The organism is Marinicella sediminis, assembly GCF_002000055.1.
In the GTDB taxonomy this organism is placed as follows: Bacteria; Pseudomonadota; Gammaproteobacteria; order Xanthomonadales; family Marinicellaceae; genus Marinicella; species Marinicella sediminis.
In genome coordinates this window covers 190,674-208,676 of record NZ_MVBD01000008.1, presented here as the reverse complement: position 1 = coordinate 208,676, position 18,003 = coordinate 190,674, and the positions used below count along the sequence as shown (strand labels likewise).

Genomic DNA, 18,003 nt, shown 5'->3' with positions numbered 1-18,003 from the left:
TTATTCACTGAATTTCACCCCCGGTATTTATTTTTAAAGTCACAACTCTTTATAATGGGGTATTACTCTGTAGATCCTTATCCCATGAAATTTTTGGTCAGCAATGACGACGGTGTCAATGCCAAAGGCATCAAAATTCTGGCAGACATGCTCAAAGAGCTTGGTGAAGTGGTGGTGTTTGCTCCCAACCGCGACCGTTCAGGAGCCAGCAATTCACTCACCCTGGACCGCCCAATTCGGGTGGAAAAAGTCACCGACGACGTTTTCAGTGTGTATGGCACACCCACCGATTGTGTACACCTTGCTGTCACCGGGGTTCTTGACGAAGAACCGGATATGGTGATATCCGGCATCAACAACGCCGCTAATCTGGGTGATGATGTCCTGTACTCTGGAACAGTGGCTGCGGCCATTGAGGGCCGCTATCTGGGTTTGCCAGCCATCGCGGTATCCATTGTGCTGGACTCAGTCAAAGAAAACCGCCGGCCGAGGGACTTTCATACCGTGACTCATTTTTTGAAAAAAATCATCCAGCATGTGATCTATCACCCCTTACCCACGGACACCATATTGAACGTCAATGTGCCCAATTTACCTATTGAGGAAATTAAGGGCGTCAAAATCACCCGACTCGGGTACCGTCACAAAGCAGAAAATGCCATTCCCATCCGTGATCCCAGGGGCTTCAAAATGTATTGGATCGGACCGGCGGGACCAGAGGCCGATGCCGGAGAAGGCACTGATTTTCATGCCGTTAAGAATGGCTATGTTTCAATTTCTCCACTGCAAACAGACATGACCAAACACGGCTTTATTGACGACCTGGATCAATGGGCCAGCCATCTATGAATTCACTGGGCATTGGCATGACCTCTGAACGCACCCGGCAGCGAATGATAGACCGCCTGCGAGTCAGGGGCATTGGCGATGAACGGGTGTTGATGGCCATGGCCAAGATTCCACGACATGTATTCGTGGATGAAGCCCTTTCTCACCGTGCCTATGAAGATGTGGCCCTGCCAATAAAATACGGCCAGACCATTTCACAACCCTTTGTGGTGGCCCGAATGACCGAAGAAGTCATCCGCCATGACCACCCGGTAAAGGTCTTGGAATTGGGCACAGGATCGGGGTACCAGGCTGCAGTACTTTCTCAACTGGTAGATGAAGTATTCAGCATCGAACGGATTGACAAACTCACCCGCCAGGCCCGCAGAAGATTCATTAAACTCGGCTATCGCAATGTGCGATGCAAAACCGGTGACGGATTCGCCGGCTGGGCCAGTGAAGCACCGTTTGACATCATCATAGTCACTGCAGCACCAGAACAAGTGCCCTATGCACTGCTCGATCAATTACGCGTAGGCGGGAAAATGATATTACCTGTTGGCGATCATCTGAAACAAAAGCTGATGGCCATTGTCAAAACCGAACATGGCCACCAGGAACAATACCTTGGAGATGTTATTTTCGTCCCTCTGCTTGAAGGAGTGGTGCGGTAAATGAAGCTTCTGCTGATCATTTCCCTTTTGGTCGGTTTAACCGCTTGTGCACCCAGGCGTCCGGCTCAGGTGGACGAAGTCAACCCCAAACCTCAGAGAAGTCATACCCGTTTGAATTCAAGGCACACTGAACGCAAGAATAAAACCACCCAACAATACAAAGTTAAAAAGGGCGATAGCCTGTATTCCATTGGTTTTCGCTATCAGGTGGATTACAAGAAGCTGGCCGCTCTCAACGACATCAAACCACCTTACCGGATTTACCCGGGACAAATCATTCGACTAAAAGGTTCCATACCTGCAGCAACACCCAAACAACCCGCCAAAACCCAGCCTCTGACTTCTGGACCCAAGGTTTCCTCCGGCAAAGAGAAAACCCAACCTCAGGTTACTCAAGCTCCGGCAACGAACCGACCCAAAACCAGTACAACAGCAAAAAGCAGCCAGCCAGAAAAGCCAAAACCAGAGGTTAAACCCGCTGTCAAACCGACCAGAAAACCAGTTGTGACGGCCACCCCAAACAACTCCAACCTCAAATGGCTGTGGCCAACCGATGGAAAAATCCGCTCTACGTTTCTGGCCAGCAACCCAGCCCGTAAAGGCATCTCCATAGGTGGCCGGGAAGGCCAGCCAGTCAAGGCAGCCGAAGCCGGCGTCGTGGTCTACAGCGGTAATGGCCTGCTGGGTTACGGTGAGCTGGTGATCATTAAACACAATGACCAATACCTCAGTGCCTATGGTCACAACAAAGCCCTGAAAGTCAAAGAAGGTGAAATGGTTAAACGGGGTCAGGTGATTGCCGAGTTAGGTTCTTCGGGTACCAACGTTAACAACCTCCATTTTGAAATCAGAAAAAACGGCAAACCTGTCAACCCACTGGATTACGTTAAACCCTGATCAGCCCAGTAAGCGATACTCAGTCATCAGCCAGTAACCTGCAACCGAACTGAGCAACACCCCCATCACCGGTAAATAGACACCGGCTTTGCGCCAGTGCCGCAGCCACACCCATATCATGAACACCAGGCACAGCACGCCTGCCAGGTATTTCAACCAGGTGGCAAAGACCAGCCATTGCGGAAAAGCGGCAATGAAAGCCACCAACAAACTGGCAAACACCCCCACCAAGGCGATGCGTTTGTCATCAAACACAGCTTTCAGTAACAAGATCGTCCAACTGATGACCCCAACACTCACTGCCAGGGCAATTAACCAGCCATTGGCCAACAGAAATTCAGTTTGATTCATCAGGCATTCTTGATCACCGGTACGGTGTTATTGATGGCAATGATCACATCTTCGCCAAACTTTTTACAACGCTCAGGAGACCAACCATAGTGCTCATCAGGTAAATCATGATTATCCTTGAACGGCATTTCCACTGTGTATGCCAAACAATTGAACGTTTGGCCAACGTAATTGGTACCGATCCGTAAATCACCTTTACCCGGTTCGTCATCATCATATTTATAAACGTCCTGAAAATCCGGACTGGCAGCAGCCCAGGCTGCCTTAAAAGTGTCTTCCAGATGTTTCAATCGCTCGTTGTAATTTGGATTACCTTCACAACCTGCGACGAAGTTATAGGGAATCGCTTCATCTCCATGAATGTCAAGAAACAGATCAACACCGCGGGCGTGCATTTGTTCCCGTACCAAATAAACCTCAGGGCTTCTGTCCATGTTTGGTTCCTGCCATTCGCGGTTTAGGTTGGCCCCTGCTGCGTTGGTTCTGAGGTTTCCACGATAGCTGCCGTCTGGGTTCATATTTGGCACCACATGAAATCGACAATGCTGCAACAACGATCGCGATGATGGATTGTCCTGATCCAGCAGTGACTCCAAAAAGCCTTCTACGAACCACTCAGCCATGGTCTCACCCGGGTGTTGTCGGGCAATCATCCAAACATTAAGCTTTTCTGCCAGGTCTACTTCCTGATCTTCGATGATCAGCATGTCAAAGTCCCGGCCATCGACCGTTTCACCCAAAGAATGCAGTTCACACAGATCAGATTGCTGAGCGAATGCCAGTAAATTCAGATGCCGCTCAAAAGAGTATGGGGCAAAATACGCCAGATAAATGTCATCGGTGTCGGTATTGAATTCGACGGTCAATTTTTTACCATCAAATTCAGTGGGTAGGCGAAACCATTCCTGACGGTCTGTTGATGCACACACATCATAGTCTTTCCAGCCTTCCACATACGAAGTCTCGCTGGCATTCAGAAAGGTCAGTACACAATCCTGGTTTTTGATGCCCTGAATTCTGAAATGGAACCACTGTCTGAATTCTGAATTGGAATCATGATCGATGTTGACCTGAATATCGGATACATCGTCTGCCTTGACCACTGCAATGCGGCCGCCGTCGAAATGACTGCTGATTTTCATGCTGTTTAACCGGTTTTGTTAATAGAGGAGGTATCTTGACACAACAGGTTATTTCAAATCAATGATCGGTTGATTCAATCCAGGCCATGTTGCAGAAAAATCAGCAACCCATCAATGACCTGTGCCATTTTCTGATAATTCAAACGTTCCCAGGTGTCATTTTCAGTGTGATAATAGTGATTGCGGTAAAACGCAGTGTCCGTGATCATCACCGCCGGTATGTTCTGCGCCCAATAATTGCGGTGATCAGAAAAGTCCACCCCTACCAATGAGGCCGGTGCATTGATTGAATGCGCCGCCAATGAGGTATGCTGGTTATAGACTTGCTTGATGCTTTGTGCCTCTGATGAAAACAACTGATCCACCACCGCAATGAAATCTCCGGTGGTGGGGTACAGCCAGCTGAGTACCGCCAGAGGATATTTTTGAGAGTCCGGCTGATCAGAAAAATAGCCGATCATCTCCAATGAAACCATTAATCGCACAGGCTCTTTCAGTGCCTGTGCATGATGGGCACTGCCCATGTTTTGACTGGCAAAATATGGCGGCTCCTCCAGGGTGAATGCCACCAGTTCTATGGGCATTTCCGGAGGATCTGCAGCCAGTAAACGTCCAAGCTCTAACAACCCGGCCACCCCACTGGCGTTGTCATCAGCTCCGGGCAGCAGATCAAATGTATCATAATGGGCACCGACCACCACCAGTTCGCCCTGTTGTGGACCCAAACGGGCGATGACATTGTGGTATTGAGTGCCATCAATCACGAATGATTGCCGACTGACCTGCAAGCCGTGAGATTGCCAGTTTTGGCTGATGTATTCAGCTGCCTGATTGAGGGTCGACAAATGAGAATGATTGCGGTTTGTCAGCTCTTCGCTGAGAAACCGGACGTGACTTTTGAGTACTTCTGAAGATGCACCTTCTGGTAAAAGCACCACTTCACCCCAGCTCAGCGATGGTCTTTTCACCAGGTATACAACAGCCAACATGGCCAGCAGAGTAAACAGCAAAAAGCGAATGATGGTTTTTTTCATGCCCCCTATTGTAACCTGACATCCAACAAAGCCATCACTCATCCATATCCTCTGCCAGAAAATCCAGCATCAATTCATCAATTCATCAATTGTCTGGTTTTTTCAAGCGTTCAACTCCAATTGATTTGAGAATGAATTTTTCCCAGAATGGTTCACTTTTGCCTTTCCTGACCTTGTATAAAAAGTATTTTTCAAAAGCCACCTTGGCCAGATGAACCCATTTGCCACTGCCTGACCAATTGAGGTTTCTCGGAGGTATTTGTGGTTTGGCGATGAACGCCACACCGCCATTCCCAAAATCAGCCAGACAAAATGCATTCAATGTCGGCTTACGGGACGGTTCTTCACCCATGATCAATGATTGAATGTTATGGGCAGTGGCTGTTACCATTGACTCAATCATGTATCCGGTTTTCGGAACCCCAACAGGCACAGGTGTTTTACCCAATGGTGGAATCGCCACACAGACACCGACAGAAAACACGTTGGGATATGTTGGATTCTGTTGGTATTCATTGGTCACAACAAACCCTCTGGGATTAACCAGTCCTTCAATACCCGCTATGGCATCAATCCCTTTAAAAGCAGGCAATACCATGGCATGTTTGAAAGGAATGGGGTCATGCACAGTTTCAGTTCCGTTGGCAAAACATTCAGTCACATTGATTTCATCAGGGCCGATGTCGTTGATTTTGGCATTGGTTATCCATTTGATGTTGGCATCACGTAATTTGGATTCCAAAAGACTTTTGGTATCACCCACACCATCCAGTCCCAGATGGCCGATGTATGGTTCTGACGTCACAAAGGTCATGGGCACCTGATCCCTGATTTTATGTTTACGCAAATCGCTGTCCAGAATCAAGGCGTATTCATATGCAGGGCCAAAACAAGAGGCACCTTGAGCAGCACCAACCACAATGGGTCCGGGGTTTTTCAGGAAATTTTGCCATTTTTCACCAGCAATGGCCGCATGGTTTGTCATACAAATCGATGCCGTATGCGCTTCCGGCCCAAGCCCTTTGATTTCATCAAAAGCCAGTTTGGGTCCGGTGGCAATCACCAGATAATCATAATCGATGACCTCTCCATCCACCGTAATCACTTGGTTTTCAGACGGTTTAACCTGTTCAGCTGCTGCAGCGACAAAACCTATGCCTTTCTTTCTGAACACAGGGGCTAACTCAACTTTGATTTGTTCAGGTTTACGCCAATTAACCGCCACCCAAGGGTTGGATGGGGTAAACTCAAACCAGTCTTTGTCACTGATGACCGTAACCTGATGATCTTTACCCAATAACTGTTTGGCTTCCAAAGCCATAGGAATGCCTCCAATACCCGCACCCAGCACCACCACTTTCGCCATTTGTTTTGTCCTCTTTTATTATTTAAGTTTTATCTAATTTAGATAATACTAATTCATATATCTTCACAATGCAACCAACTGAAATTGAAAAAATCAAAAAAAATGTAATTTATTGTTCTATTGCCTGTCTTTATGTATTCACATGAAAGAGCGACATTAACCATGAAATCATTACCCATATTGCTGGCAGGCTTGTTTTTGAGTACCAACCTCTATGGCAAAGACTATTTTGACCAACCAGATCAGGTCACTCCATTGCTACCTGGTATGAGTATTCCAGCCTTCACCGCCAAACGACCAAATGGCGAAACAGTGACCTTCAACCCGCAGCAATTAAACAAACCTTTTGTGCTCACCTTTTACCGGGGTGGCTGGTGTCCTTATTGCAACACCCACCTGGGTGAAATGCGGCTGGCAGAACAACAACTCACTGATATGGGCTTTGAGGTATTTTTCATCAGCCCTGATCAACCCTCGTTCCTGATTGAAAGCCTGAAAGACCAGGAGCTGAAGGACAACATCACCTATCAACTGCTTTCTGATGCCACTATGGAGGTAGCCAAAGCTTTTAACATTGCCTTTAAGGTACCGGCTGAAACCGTCGAAAAATACAAACAATGGAACATTGATCTGGAAAAAGCATCAGGCCATGATCATCATTTGTTACCGGCTCCAGCTACTTTTTTGGTTGGTAAAAACGGAATTATTCAGTTTCAATATGTCAATCCGGACTATAAAATCCGTCTGGCACCGGAAATATTACTCGCTGCAGCCAAAGATTATTTGAAAAGAACACAATGATGCCCATATAATAGAGCTATGGTCAGTGGCGCCTTCCCCCTTTATGTCACTGACCAGCGACGGAACTTCATTCGTGAATGGAGTTCCGTTTTTTTTTGGAAAGAAATTGATCTCTTCAACAACCTAAAGATTCAACGCCATTTCAAGGCAAAAGGCATGAACAGCCACACACATTCAGGTATAATGCCGGCTTTCAAATCAAGCTGACAGCATGCAACTTTCAGAATTGACTGCCATTACTTCCGTTGATGGCCGATACCACAGCAAAACCAAACACATGGGCCATATTTTCAGTGAATATGGTTTGATCAAAAACCGTTTATTGGTAGAACTCAAATGGCTGATCCACCTCAGTCAGACTCCTGGCGTCGATGAAGTCAGTCAACTGAGCGCCAAAGATGTGGACTGGGTAATGTCCATTTATGACAACTTCACCCCAGAAGAAGCCCAAAAAGTCAAAGACATTGAGGCCACCACTAACCACGATGTCAAAGCGGTTGAATACTACATCAAAGATAAATTGTCAGCCCATGCAGAATTAAACAAGATCAAAGAGTTTGTGCACTTTGCCTGTACCTCAGAAGACATCAACAACCTCAGTAATGCCCTGATGCTCAAAGAGGCCAGGGACACGGTGTTTATCCCCACCATTCAACACATCATCAACCAATTATCAGACATGGCCATGACTTATGCCGATGTCCCCATGATGGCTAAGACCCATGGCCAACCCGCCTCGCCCACCACCATGGGCAAAGAGATGGCCAATGTGGTTTACCGACTTAAATATCAGTTGGATCAACTCAGTCACATCACCTTATTCGGAAAGCTCAATGGTGCCGTAGGTAATTTCAATGCCCATTACAGTGCCTATCCGGAATTAGATTGGCCGGCCATTTCCAAAGACTTCATCACTGGCCTTGGACTGACTTTTCACCCGTTCACCACACAAATTGAACCCCATGATTTTGTCGCAGAACTGTGCCACAACATGATTCGCTTGAACACCATTCAGCTCGACCTGGCCCGTGATGTATGGGGTTACATCTCAAATGGTTACTTCACTCAAAAAACCGTGGCAGGTGAAATTGGTTCATCAACCATGCCCCACAAAGTCAACCCCATCGATTTTGAGAATGCCGAAGGCAACCTGGGACTTTCCAGCGCCACCTTGAATCACCTGGCTGAAAAATTACCTGTCTCCAGATGGCAGCGGGATCTGACTGACTCAACTGTCTTGCGGGCACTGGGAACTGCTTTTGGGCACTGTGCCATTGCCTGGGCTTCCCTGCAAAAAGGACTGGGCAAACTGGCCATCAATGAATCTGTGCTGACCGAAGACCTGGACAACAACTGGGAACTGCTGGCCGAACCCATTCAGACAGTGATGCGTCGATACGGAGTGGCTAACCCATATGAAAAACTGAAGGAGCTGACCAGGGGTCAAAAAGTAGATCAGCAACAAATGCAGTCCTTCATTCAATCGCTGGACATTCCCCAGGCCGCCAAAGAACGACTCATGAACATGACACCAGCCAACTACCTCGGCAATGCCAAAGACCAAGCCAAACGTCTTTGATGACCAGGACATCACTGCCAGTGAGTTTTTCAGCACTCACTGGCAAAGTTCGCCTTATTTATTCCGCAACACCTCAGTAAACCTGGACTGCTTACCTGATGCCACTGACCTGTTTGCCCTGGCCGAACAGGAAGGCGTTCAGTCACGCATTGTTTTCAGCGAAGACCAACACAGTTACCAGGCCATCTATGATGAACCTGAAGCCTGGAATGATGTGGCAGCCTGCCACCCCACCCTGTTGGTCTCGGACATAGAAAAATGGTTCCCTTCAGCCAGCCAGTTATTGCAATGGTTTCCCTTTATCAAAAGCTGGCGATTTGATGACCTGATGATGTCTTTTGCCCCCAAAGGAGCTTCAGTCGGTGCACATACTGATCACTATGATGTGTTCCTGGTGCAAGTCAAAGGTACCCGTCGATGGTCCTGGGATGACCGCCCACTGCCTGATTCAGAGCTGGTCAGCGACAGTGAACTGGCGGTTATTGCAGATTACCATCCGCAGCACACAGCGGAACTTAAACCAGGTGACATTCTGTACCTGCCACCAGAAATACCCCACCACGGGATTTCCACCTCTGATGACTGCCTGACCTGCTCCATTGGCCTGAGGGCGCCAGCAGATGAGGAAATGCTGAATGCAGTGGTTGAACTGATCACCCTGCACTCAGCGCCCAGTGAACGCTTCAAAGACGGTGTTCAGTCGCTGCAATCAAATGCCTCAATCGGACGTCATGAGGTCAACTATTTACGCCAGCATCTGACTGACATGAGCCAGATGGAAGACAGCGCATTGGCAGAACTATTTGGTCAGGTGGTAACCAGTTATCGGTTATTTGACGAACTCCCACAAGAAGAAGATTCTCCTCAGTCCCTGGATGGTTGCTGGCAAAAAAGTCCTTTTTCAATCTTCGCTTACCACATCCACGAGCCTGAAGCTGATGCGTTAACCGCTGAATTATTTGTCAATGGGGAGGTTTTTGTGGTTTCAGCATTTTTGCCACCCCTGATTTGTGACCAGCAGACATTTACCTTGCAAGCAGTCAAGCAGCAATCTCCCAAACCCATGAATGATTTGCGGGTGATTCGTGACTTGATTGATATGCAAGCGCTGATCAGAACCTAAAGATAAAAAACAAAGTCAGTATGATCAGGCTTTTAGCACTTGATTGCGGCCGTTTGTTTTGGCCTGATATAAGGCTTTATCTGCCAGATCAAACAACCCACTGAGGTCATGCTCAGGATGATGGGACCAACCAATACTGACCGTCATTTGATGCCCTTCAGGTAACATGCTCCATTCGTACTCACTGACCAACAGCAATAATTCATCGAGCTTGGCTGCCACTTGTTCAGGTTCGTGGTGAATGACAACCGCGGCAAACTCTTCACCGCCATAGCGGACCAAAACGGTGTCTTCACATGCCCAGCTGCGCATGATCCGGGCAATGTTTTTCAACACCTCATCTCCCCGGTCATGTCCATGGGAGTCATTGATGGTTTTGAAATGGTCAATGTCAATCACCGCCAATGATAAGCGCTCAGGCTGGTTCTTTTGGTGATACCTGATCAGCGAGTCAAAATACCGCCGGTTATATAATCCGGTCAGGGCATCTGAATTGGAAATTTTCTTCAATTTGCTCACCAATCGGCTTTTTTCTTTATTCACCGCTTGCAGTTGCCGGGTCCTTGCATCCACTTTTTCCTCCAGATTATCCTTGTATTCGGAGAGTTTCTCGAAAGTAATGGCGTAAGACAGGCCTGCCCGGTAGCGCTGGACAAACAAACGCAACAGATTGAGGTCACCGTGGGTGTATGGCACCTGATTAATGCGTACCAGCATCATTTGTGCAAACACCCCTTTGTGGTCACTGAATCTGGCCACCATGAAAAATACGGTATGGCCCTGAATCATTTGTGAACCACGTTCAACGGCATGATCCGTGATGAACCGAGCCGCAAAATGTTCCAGGTCCGGTAATTTTGTGGCGTTGTGTTTGAGGTAAAAATGTGTTTCGTTTGCAGGCTGATCCGTTTCCACCAGGAACATGGCCTGACAATCAAACAACTGATCACAACGAGATCTGATGGCAGTGGTGACATGCTCGACATTCAGATAACTGACTGGAAATTCTGTGCCCTGATGCAATGAACCTGAATCATCGGAGGGATGACGGTTATTCAGCGCATAAAAACTTAACAGCAAAACCACCATAAAAAAACCAAACAAATAAAACAAAGTCGGATCTGACTGCTGCCATAACAATGCTGACAAAACGCCTACCGGAACAAATACAAAATCAGCAAATAAATAGGCCGGCGTCAACAAGCGGGAAATCTTTTTTTTATCCACAGTGAAATACAAGACAATCATGCCTATATTGATCACCTGCATCACCACTGCTGCCAGGGCGATGATGGCGACAGCTTCCCAATTCAGGTCCATCAATGGCAATGACAGTCCGGCTTGCAGCACCAGATAGCCAGACAACATCATGATCGCATTCATCGCCAGGTTATTGGCTGCCCGTAACACAGCCACCCGATATGAATTCATTCGGTAAGCTTTGTTTATGAATGGCATGATCAAAGTGGCCACTGTGGTGATCAGTAGAATTTCCGAAATGGGCAAAGTCAACAACAAATGAAACTGCACCAGACGTTCCATCGAAATCATCCCCAGATAGGGCATTTTCAAACCACATTGCCAGACCAGCAACAAAGCCATCACTCCCAACGCCCAGGTCAGAGAACCCGGCCATGTCGCAGTGGCGTTCAGCACCCCATACATGTATAAGCCTGCCACCAATATCATGGCCATGACATACAGGTGAATGGGCTTGGTAAATAACTGCCTGATCTGATCGCTCATGACCTTGATTATAAACCAATGGGTCCCTGGCTCCATTTTTTTTCGCTTTATCGGGTATTCACCTTTTACCCTGCAATGGTTCAGGTATAATACGCGTTTTCAAAGAAAAATCAGAGAAATCCCTTGGGAAGCTGGATCAAAGAAAAACAGCAGTCAGCAGCCTTTTTTGGCAGCAATTCAAGCTGGCTGGAAGAATATTACGACCTCTATCTGGAGGACCCACAGTCAGTCACCCCGGAACTTCAGGCCCTGTTTAAGGAATTTGACCAGGACGAACCGGATGTCAGACACTTACCGATCATTGAAAAATTCGAAATGGCCGGTCGTTTACCAGCCAGTGGTGGTTCGGTCAGCGGTGATGCAGCACATGCACAAAAACAAGCTGCGGTCCTCAGGCTGATCAATTCCTACCGCCTGCGGGGACACCAGAAAGCTGACCTCGATCCGATCAAGTATTCCAAACGCCCGGATACCCCTGATCTGAACCTTGAATTTCATGGCCTGAGTGATGCCGATCTGGACACTTCTTTCAACACCGGATCTCTGGTGGCGTCAGATGAGTTAAAACTGCGCGAAATCATTGGTCTGTTGGAAAACATCTATTGTCAACACATCGGTGCTGAATACATGCACATCACCGACATTAAAAAACGTGAGTGGCTGCAACAACGCCTGGAAAAACCAGCCGGCCAGTTTCCGTTCAATGACGCTGACAAAAAACGCTTGCTCAAAGAGTTAACCCACGCTGAAGGCATGGAACGTTATTTGCACAACAAATACGTGGGTCAAAAGCGATTCTCACTGGAAGGTGGTGATGCCCTGATTCCTCAAATGTCATTCCTCATTCAACATCTGGGTGCTCAAAAAACCAAGGAACTGGTCATTGGTATGGCTCACCGTGGCCGGCTGAATATGCTGGTCAACATCCTCGGCAAATCACCTGCTGAACTGTTTGATGAATTTGATGGAGTGAAAGCCGACGAACTGGACAATGTCAATTCTGGCGACGTGAAATACCACAAGGGCTATTCATCAGATGTACCTACTCCGGGCGGAGATGTGCATTTGGCCATGGCATTCAATCCATCACACCTGGAAATCATCAACCCGGTGGTTCTGGGCTCTGTCCGGGCCCGTCAGGTCAGACGCAAAGACAGCAACAAAAATGTGGTGGTCCCGGTCTTGATCCATGGCGACGCGGCCTTTGAAGGCCAGGGTGTCAACATGGAATTGTTCAACATGGCCATGGTTGAAGGCTATGATGTGGGCGGCACCATTCACGTGGTGGTCAACAACCAAATTGGTTTCACCACCACTCATGCACTGGATAAGAAAGCCGGGCTATATTGTACGGAATTGGCCAAAATGGTTCAGGCGCCCATTTTCCATGTCAATGGTGATGACCCGGAGGCCGTGGTGTTTGCCACCCAGCTGGCTGCTGATTACCGCTTGCAATATGGCATGGACGTGGTCATTGACCTTGTGTGTTACCGCAAACATGGCCACAATGAAGCCGATGAACCTTCCGCGACCCAACCCCACATGTATAAACTGATCAAAGCTCACCGGTCTCCCCGGGAGATTTATGCTGAGCAATTGATCAGCCAGAATGTTATTACTGCTGATGATGCCAAGCAGTGGGTCGATGAGTACCGGGACCGACTGGACAATAAAGAAGACATCGTCGCGTTTGGTCCTACACACAACAACGATAAATTCGCGGTTGACTGGACCCCATACATTGAAGGTGAACTGACTGAACAGGTCACCACCAGCATCAGTGATGAGCGATTCAGCAAATATGCCAACATCATCACCACCCTGCCCTCAGACCTGAAACCCCACCCAAGGGTTAATAAAATCAATCAGGACCGCATTAAGATGATGAACGGCGACATCAAAATGGATTGGGGTTTTGCCGAAACCATGGCTTATGCCAGCATACTTGATGAAGGGTATCAGATCCGCATTGATGGCCAGGACTCTCAGCGAGGCACTTTTTTCCACCGCCATGCAGTGGTCCACAATGTGGATGTGAATGAAAATTTCACCCCATTGGATGAATTGGAAAGCGAAGACAACAAAATTGACATCATCAATTCAGTCCTGTCTGAAGAGGCCGTATTGGCCTTTGAATACGGTTATGCCACCACAGAACCCCGCTCACTGGTGATATGGGAAGCACAATTTGGTGATTTTGCCAACGGTGCTCAGGTGGTTATTGACCAATTCATTTCGTCGGGCGAGGCCAAATGGGGACGCCTGAGTGGACTGGTGATGTTTTTGCCTCATGGCTTTGAAGGCCAGGGTCCGGAACATTCATCTGCCCGGTTGGAACGCTACCTGCAATTATGTGCGGTGAACAACATGCAGGTCTGCATGCCGTCCACCCCGGCACAAACTTTCCATATGATCCGCCGTCAGATGTTGCGCAAGGCACGCAAGCCACTGATTGTGATGACCCCCAAAAGCCTGTTGCGCCACAAACTGGCCACATCGACCAAGGAACAACTGACGGAAGGTCGTTTCCAAACGGTGATCCCTGATCGCAGGGTGACCAAAAAAGACGTTAAACGCATCATTTTCTGTTCCGGCAAAGTCTATTATGACCTGCTGAAACAAGTCACTGATGAGGAAGTAAACACCGTGGCTTTGGTCCGGGTGGAACAGTTATACCCCTTCCCCCGCAAAGCCCTGACCAAACAAACCGACGTGTACCCCAACGCCAAAGAAGTCGTCTGGTGTCAGGAAGAACCCATCAATCAGGGTGCCTGGTTCCAGATCAGACATCACCTGCAGCATTGTATTGCTGACCGGTTCCCGCTGTATTTTGCAGGCCGTAAAGCCTCACCTTCACCAGCGGTTGGCGCCTTGAAGGTACACTTAAAAGAACAACAACAATTGACTAATGATGCCATTCATGGAGAGCATGGATCGGCCATAGACGCGGAGTAATGAACTATGAGCATTGATGTAAAAGTGCCCGTTTTACCAGAATCAGTCACCGACGCCACCGTCGCCACCTGGTACAAAAAGCCTGGCGATTTTGTCAAGCGTGACGAGAACCTGGTTGACCTGGAAACCGACAAAGTGGTGCTTGAAGTACCTGCACCTGCCGATGGTGTGCTGGAATCCATCACTGTAGAGAGTGGAGAAGTGGTCGAAGCCAATCAAATCCTTGGGGTGGTGAAAGAAGGTGAGATTCCAGCTGAAAAAGCCGAAGAATCCGTGGCCCCAAAAGCCGCAGCCCCTAAAGCTGACAAAACGACTGACCAAAGCAGTGCATCGGAACCTGTTGAATCGATTGACACCGGTTCTGCCGGTCCTGCTGCCCGCAAGATGATGCATGAAAACAACATTGATGCATCTCAGGTGACCGGTTCGGGACGCGGCGGTCGGATCACCAAACCCGACGTCCTGTCAGTGGCCAACACCCCAATGGAAGAACGGGTTCCCATGAGCAGACTCAGGCAGAAAATTGCCGATCGCATGGTTGAAGCACAATCCACTGCAGCCATGCTTACTTCATTCAATGAAGTTGACCTCAAGGCGGTGATGGATATCCGTAAAAAATACAAAGAGGAATTCATCAACAAACACGGCATCAAACTGGGCCTGATGTCATTTTTCGTAAAAGCCGCCACCGAAGCACTGAAACAATTCCCCGTTATCAATGCGTCGGTTGAAGGCAGTGACGTGGTTTATCATCGTCAACAAAACATTGGTATCGCCGTCGCCACAGAGCGTGGCCTGGTCGTTCCGGTATTGAAAAACACCGATGCCATGGGACTGGCTGACATTGATGGCAACATTCGTGATTTTGCGATTGCCGGCAATGAAGGCAAGCTGACCATGGATGACCTCACCGGAGGTACATTCACCATCACCAACGGTGGCACATTTGGGTCACTGATGTCTACACCGATTCTGAACATGCCACAAAGTGCCATTTTAGGCATGCACACCATTAAAGACCGTCCTGTGGTGGTCAATGGCGACATCGTGGTGCGGCCAATGATGTATCTGGCACTGACCTACGATCACCGCATCATTGATGGTAAAGATGCTGTGCAGTTCCTGGTGGCGGTCAAAGAAATGCTTGAAGACCCGGCCAGAATGTTGCTGAACCTGTAAGGAGTAATACATGACTGACAAATATGACGTGATTTTAATCGGCGGAGGTCCCGCTGGATATGTCGGAGCCATCAGAGCGGCTCAGATGGGCTTTAAAACCTTGTGTATTGACCGCTTTAAAGGAAAGAACGGCCAGTACTCATTGGGTGGCACTTGTCTGAATGTGGGTTGTATCCCATCCAAAGCTTTGCTGGACTCATCCAAACACTTTGAACAAATGACCAAGCACTATGATGTGCATGGCATCTCGTTTGAAAACCCGGCCATTGATGTACCTACCATGATTGGGCGCAAGGACAAAATTGTTAAGCAACTGACTGGTGGTATTGCACAGTTGTTCAAGGCCAATAAAGTCAACTACAAAGCCGGTAGCGGCAAACTATTAAAAGACCGGCAGGTTGAGATCACCACCGATGAAGGCACAGAGATTGTGCAGGGCGAGCACATCGTTTTGGCCACTGGTTCAGTGCCCATCAGCATTCCCAATGTTGACATCGACAATGAATACATTCTGGATAACGCCGGTGGCCTCGATGTTGCTGCTGTTCCGGAAAAACTGGGCGTTATTGGCGCCGGAGTGATTGGTCTCGAGCTGGGCAGTGTCTGGAGTCGCCTGGGGTCAGAAGTCACTGTGTTTGAAGCCATGGATACATTCCTGGCAGCCTGTGACCAAACCATTGCCAAAATGGCGGCACGAGAATTCAAAAAACAGGGCCTGGACATTCATTTATCCACCTTTGTTAAATCTGCCACGGTGAAAGATGGCAAGGTTGAAGTGGTTTATGAGAAAAACGGCGAACAAACCACTGCAGTTTATGACAAGTTACTGGTCGCTGTTGGCCGCAAAGCCGAAACTTCAGGTTTACTGAGCGATGACTGCGGAGTCACACTCACTGATCGTGGACAAATAGATGTCGATGATGAATGTCGCACCGCCGTCCCGAATGTCTGGGCCGTGGGTGACGTTGTCAGAGGCCCCATGCTGGCACACAAAGGTTCAGAAGAGTGTTCAGCAGTGATTGAGCGTATCGCTGGTCAACATGGACACATTGATTTCAACACCATCCCATGGGTGATATATACCGAACCGGAAATTGCCTGGGTTGGTCAAACCGAAGAACAATTGAAAGCAGCTGGTGTTGAGTACAAGGTCGGGACTTTTCCTTTTGCTGCCAATGGCCGCGCCCTGGCTATGAACGAGCCCACTGGAATGGTTAAACTGATCGCAGACAAAGAAACTGATGAATTGTTGGGGGCTCATATTTATGCAGCCAATGCCGCCGATCTGCTTTCTGAATGTGTGGTGGCCATGGAATTCAAAGGCTGTGCTGAAGACCTGGCACGCATTGTTCACGCCCATCCCACCCTGTCTGAAGCGGTATTTGAAGCGGCCATGAATGTCGACAAACGCGCGATTCACAAAGCCAATTGAAGCCTTTAAGCCCACCTGAAGACGTGATGTTTCAGGTGGGCTTGACTGGCATTAATTGCTACCTCCGACTCAAGAGAGCCGACAAAATCCAGATAATGCACTTTTTTTGTACCACCAATGGTGGCAAAAGCCTTCTTTTTGGGTTGAAAACACATTTTTTTATTCCCCTTGATCACCTGATGTGTCTGAATAATTAGGTAACTGCTTTAAATTGTTGTGTTTTTTTTAATTTATGGCTTTACTTTAAACCGAACCGGAGAAATACATGACAACCCAAAAATACCTGTCATCCCTGTTGGTGTTGCTGATGTTACCATTCATGGGTCAGGACCAGATTGATGTTGACGTCGACATCGATGTGGGTGCCATCACCATCCTTTACGCCTTCTCTGACATTGATATAGAAATCGATGCCACTGCCCTCGCTGTCTTGTACGCCACAGGCTGCGTGTCAGGTACCTTGTCTGAGGAATGTGACCTGGGGGGTGATGACCTCAATGCATCTGTCACTGCCGTAGAAAACGCCGGCGACCTGGAGGCCACTTTTGACATTGGCACAGAAATTGGTGCTTTGACGTTTGATCCCAGTTCAGTTGATTTGATTCTGGAAAATGTTTGGGCTGTCAGAGCCATTGGCGGCACCGCCACCACTGAAGTGACAGCGACACTGGTCGATGGAACACTGAGTGATGGTGCCACTTCAGTGATCACCATCAACACCGCAACCGCAACACCGGCTTCATTCACAGATCCAGGCCTGGGCACACCAGAAATTGGTGATGTGACCTTAAACCTGGACCTGACTGGTGTGGATGATGACAGCAATCACATCGATACCGGTGACACCACTGATGTGGTTTATAAAATTGAAGTCACTGCCAACTGATTAAGAATGA

Annotated in this window: 15 protein-coding genes; 10 read left to right on the top strand and 5 right to left on the bottom strand. The window is 48.2% G+C overall.

Translation table 11 applies throughout. The features are described from left to right. Positions 1-84 precede the first annotated feature (84 nt). Genes surE through B0475_RS12505 form a run of 3 tightly spaced genes read left to right on the top strand, consistent with a single transcriptional unit; the run spans position 85 to position 2,399 of the window. Complete coding sequence (gene surE, locus B0475_RS12515; RefSeq protein WP_077412200.1) at positions 85-849, top strand: 5'/3'-nucleotidase SurE; 765 nt, start codon at positions 85-87, stop codon at positions 847-849. Beyond that, positions 846-1,502, top strand: coding sequence for a protein-L-isoaspartate(D-aspartate) O-methyltransferase (locus B0475_RS12510; RefSeq protein WP_232781880.1), 657 nt, complete (start codon positions 846-848; stop codon positions 1,500-1,502). The genes surE and B0475_RS12510 overlap by 4 nt, the downstream gene beginning before the upstream one ends. Beyond that, positions 1,503-2,399, top strand: coding sequence for a peptidoglycan DD-metalloendopeptidase family protein (locus B0475_RS12505; RefSeq protein ID WP_077412198.1), 897 nt, complete (start codon positions 1,503-1,505; stop codon positions 2,397-2,399). Here the strand turns inward: B0475_RS12505 and B0475_RS12500 are convergent, their stop codons facing one another. The 4 genes from B0475_RS12500 to B0475_RS12485 all read right to left on the bottom strand — a co-directional run bounded on the left by B0475_RS12500 (position 2,400) and on the right by B0475_RS12485 (position 6,292). Continuing rightward, the gene (locus tag B0475_RS12500; protein ID WP_077412197.1) at positions 2,400-2,750 is read right to left on the bottom strand and encodes a hypothetical protein; all 351 of its coding nucleotides are present in this window, start codon (positions 2,748-2,750) and stop codon (positions 2,400-2,402) included. Further along, positions 2,750-3,892 (bottom strand): M14 family metallopeptidase, encoded by a 1,143-nt coding sequence (locus tag B0475_RS12495; RefSeq protein ID WP_077412196.1) that lies wholly within the window; start codon positions 3,890-3,892, stop codon positions 2,750-2,752. The genes B0475_RS12500 and B0475_RS12495 overlap by 1 nt, the downstream gene beginning before the upstream one ends. Positions 3,893-3,966: 74 nt before the next feature. Further along, complete coding sequence (locus B0475_RS12490; protein ID WP_109862396.1) at positions 3,967-4,926, bottom strand: M28 family peptidase; 960 nt, start codon at positions 4,924-4,926, stop codon at positions 3,967-3,969. A gap of 85 nt (positions 4,927-5,011) precedes the next feature. Next, positions 5,012-6,292 carry an NAD(P)/FAD-dependent oxidoreductase gene (locus B0475_RS12485; protein ID WP_077412195.1) on the bottom strand — a complete coding sequence of 427 codons (1,281 nt, stop codon included), beginning with the start codon at positions 6,290-6,292 and terminating at the stop codon, positions 5,012-5,014. 162 nt (positions 6,293-6,454) lie between these two features. On the opposite strand from B0475_RS12485, the gene B0475_RS12480 reads away from it, so the two are divergent. From B0475_RS12480 to B0475_RS12465, 3 genes are all read left to right on the top strand, one after another. Next, a complete protein-coding gene (locus B0475_RS12480) occupies positions 6,455-7,093 on the top strand; it encodes a peroxiredoxin-like family protein (protein ID WP_157892930.1) in 639 nt (212 codons plus the stop codon). 211 nt (positions 7,094-7,304) lie between these two features. After that, positions 7,305-8,672, top strand: coding sequence for an adenylosuccinate lyase (purB, locus tag B0475_RS12470; protein WP_077412192.1), 1,368 nt, complete (start codon positions 7,305-7,307; stop codon positions 8,670-8,672). After that, positions 8,644-9,795 carry a cupin domain-containing protein gene (locus B0475_RS12465; RefSeq protein ID WP_077412191.1) on the top strand — a complete coding sequence of 384 codons (1,152 nt, stop codon included), beginning with the start codon at positions 8,644-8,646 and terminating at the stop codon, positions 9,793-9,795. Before purB ends, B0475_RS12465 begins: the two co-directional genes overlap by 29 nt. 24 nt (positions 9,796-9,819) lie before the next feature. Here B0475_RS12465 and B0475_RS12460 read toward each other — a convergent pair whose 3' ends face one another. Beyond that, complete coding sequence (locus B0475_RS12460; protein ID WP_157892929.1) at positions 9,820-11,541, bottom strand: GGDEF domain-containing protein; 1,722 nt, start codon at positions 11,539-11,541, stop codon at positions 9,820-9,822. A gap of 123 nt (positions 11,542-11,664) precedes the next feature. On the opposite strand from B0475_RS12460, the gene B0475_RS12455 reads away from it, so the two are divergent. From B0475_RS12455 to B0475_RS12440, 4 genes are all read left to right on the top strand, one after another. Continuing rightward, a complete protein-coding gene (locus B0475_RS12455) occupies positions 11,665-14,496 on the top strand; it encodes a 2-oxoglutarate dehydrogenase E1 component (protein ID WP_077412189.1) in 2,832 nt (943 codons plus the stop codon). Between the two features lie 6 nt (positions 14,497-14,502). After that, on the top strand, positions 14,503-15,675 hold the full coding sequence (gene odhB, locus B0475_RS12450; protein ID WP_077412188.1) for a 2-oxoglutarate dehydrogenase complex dihydrolipoyllysine-residue succinyltransferase: 1,173 nt from the start codon (positions 14,503-14,505) through the stop codon (positions 15,673-15,675). Positions 15,676-15,685: 10 nt separating this feature from the next. Then, positions 15,686-17,107 (top strand): dihydrolipoyl dehydrogenase, encoded by a 1,422-nt coding sequence (lpdA, locus tag B0475_RS12445; protein ID WP_077412187.1) that lies wholly within the window; start codon positions 15,686-15,688, stop codon positions 17,105-17,107. 265 nt (positions 17,108-17,372) lie between these two features. Beyond that, entirely contained in the window at positions 17,373-17,993 is a 621-nt protein-coding gene (locus tag B0475_RS12440; protein ID WP_077412186.1) for a hypothetical protein, read from the top strand. Positions 17,994-18,003: the final 10 nt, after the last annotated feature.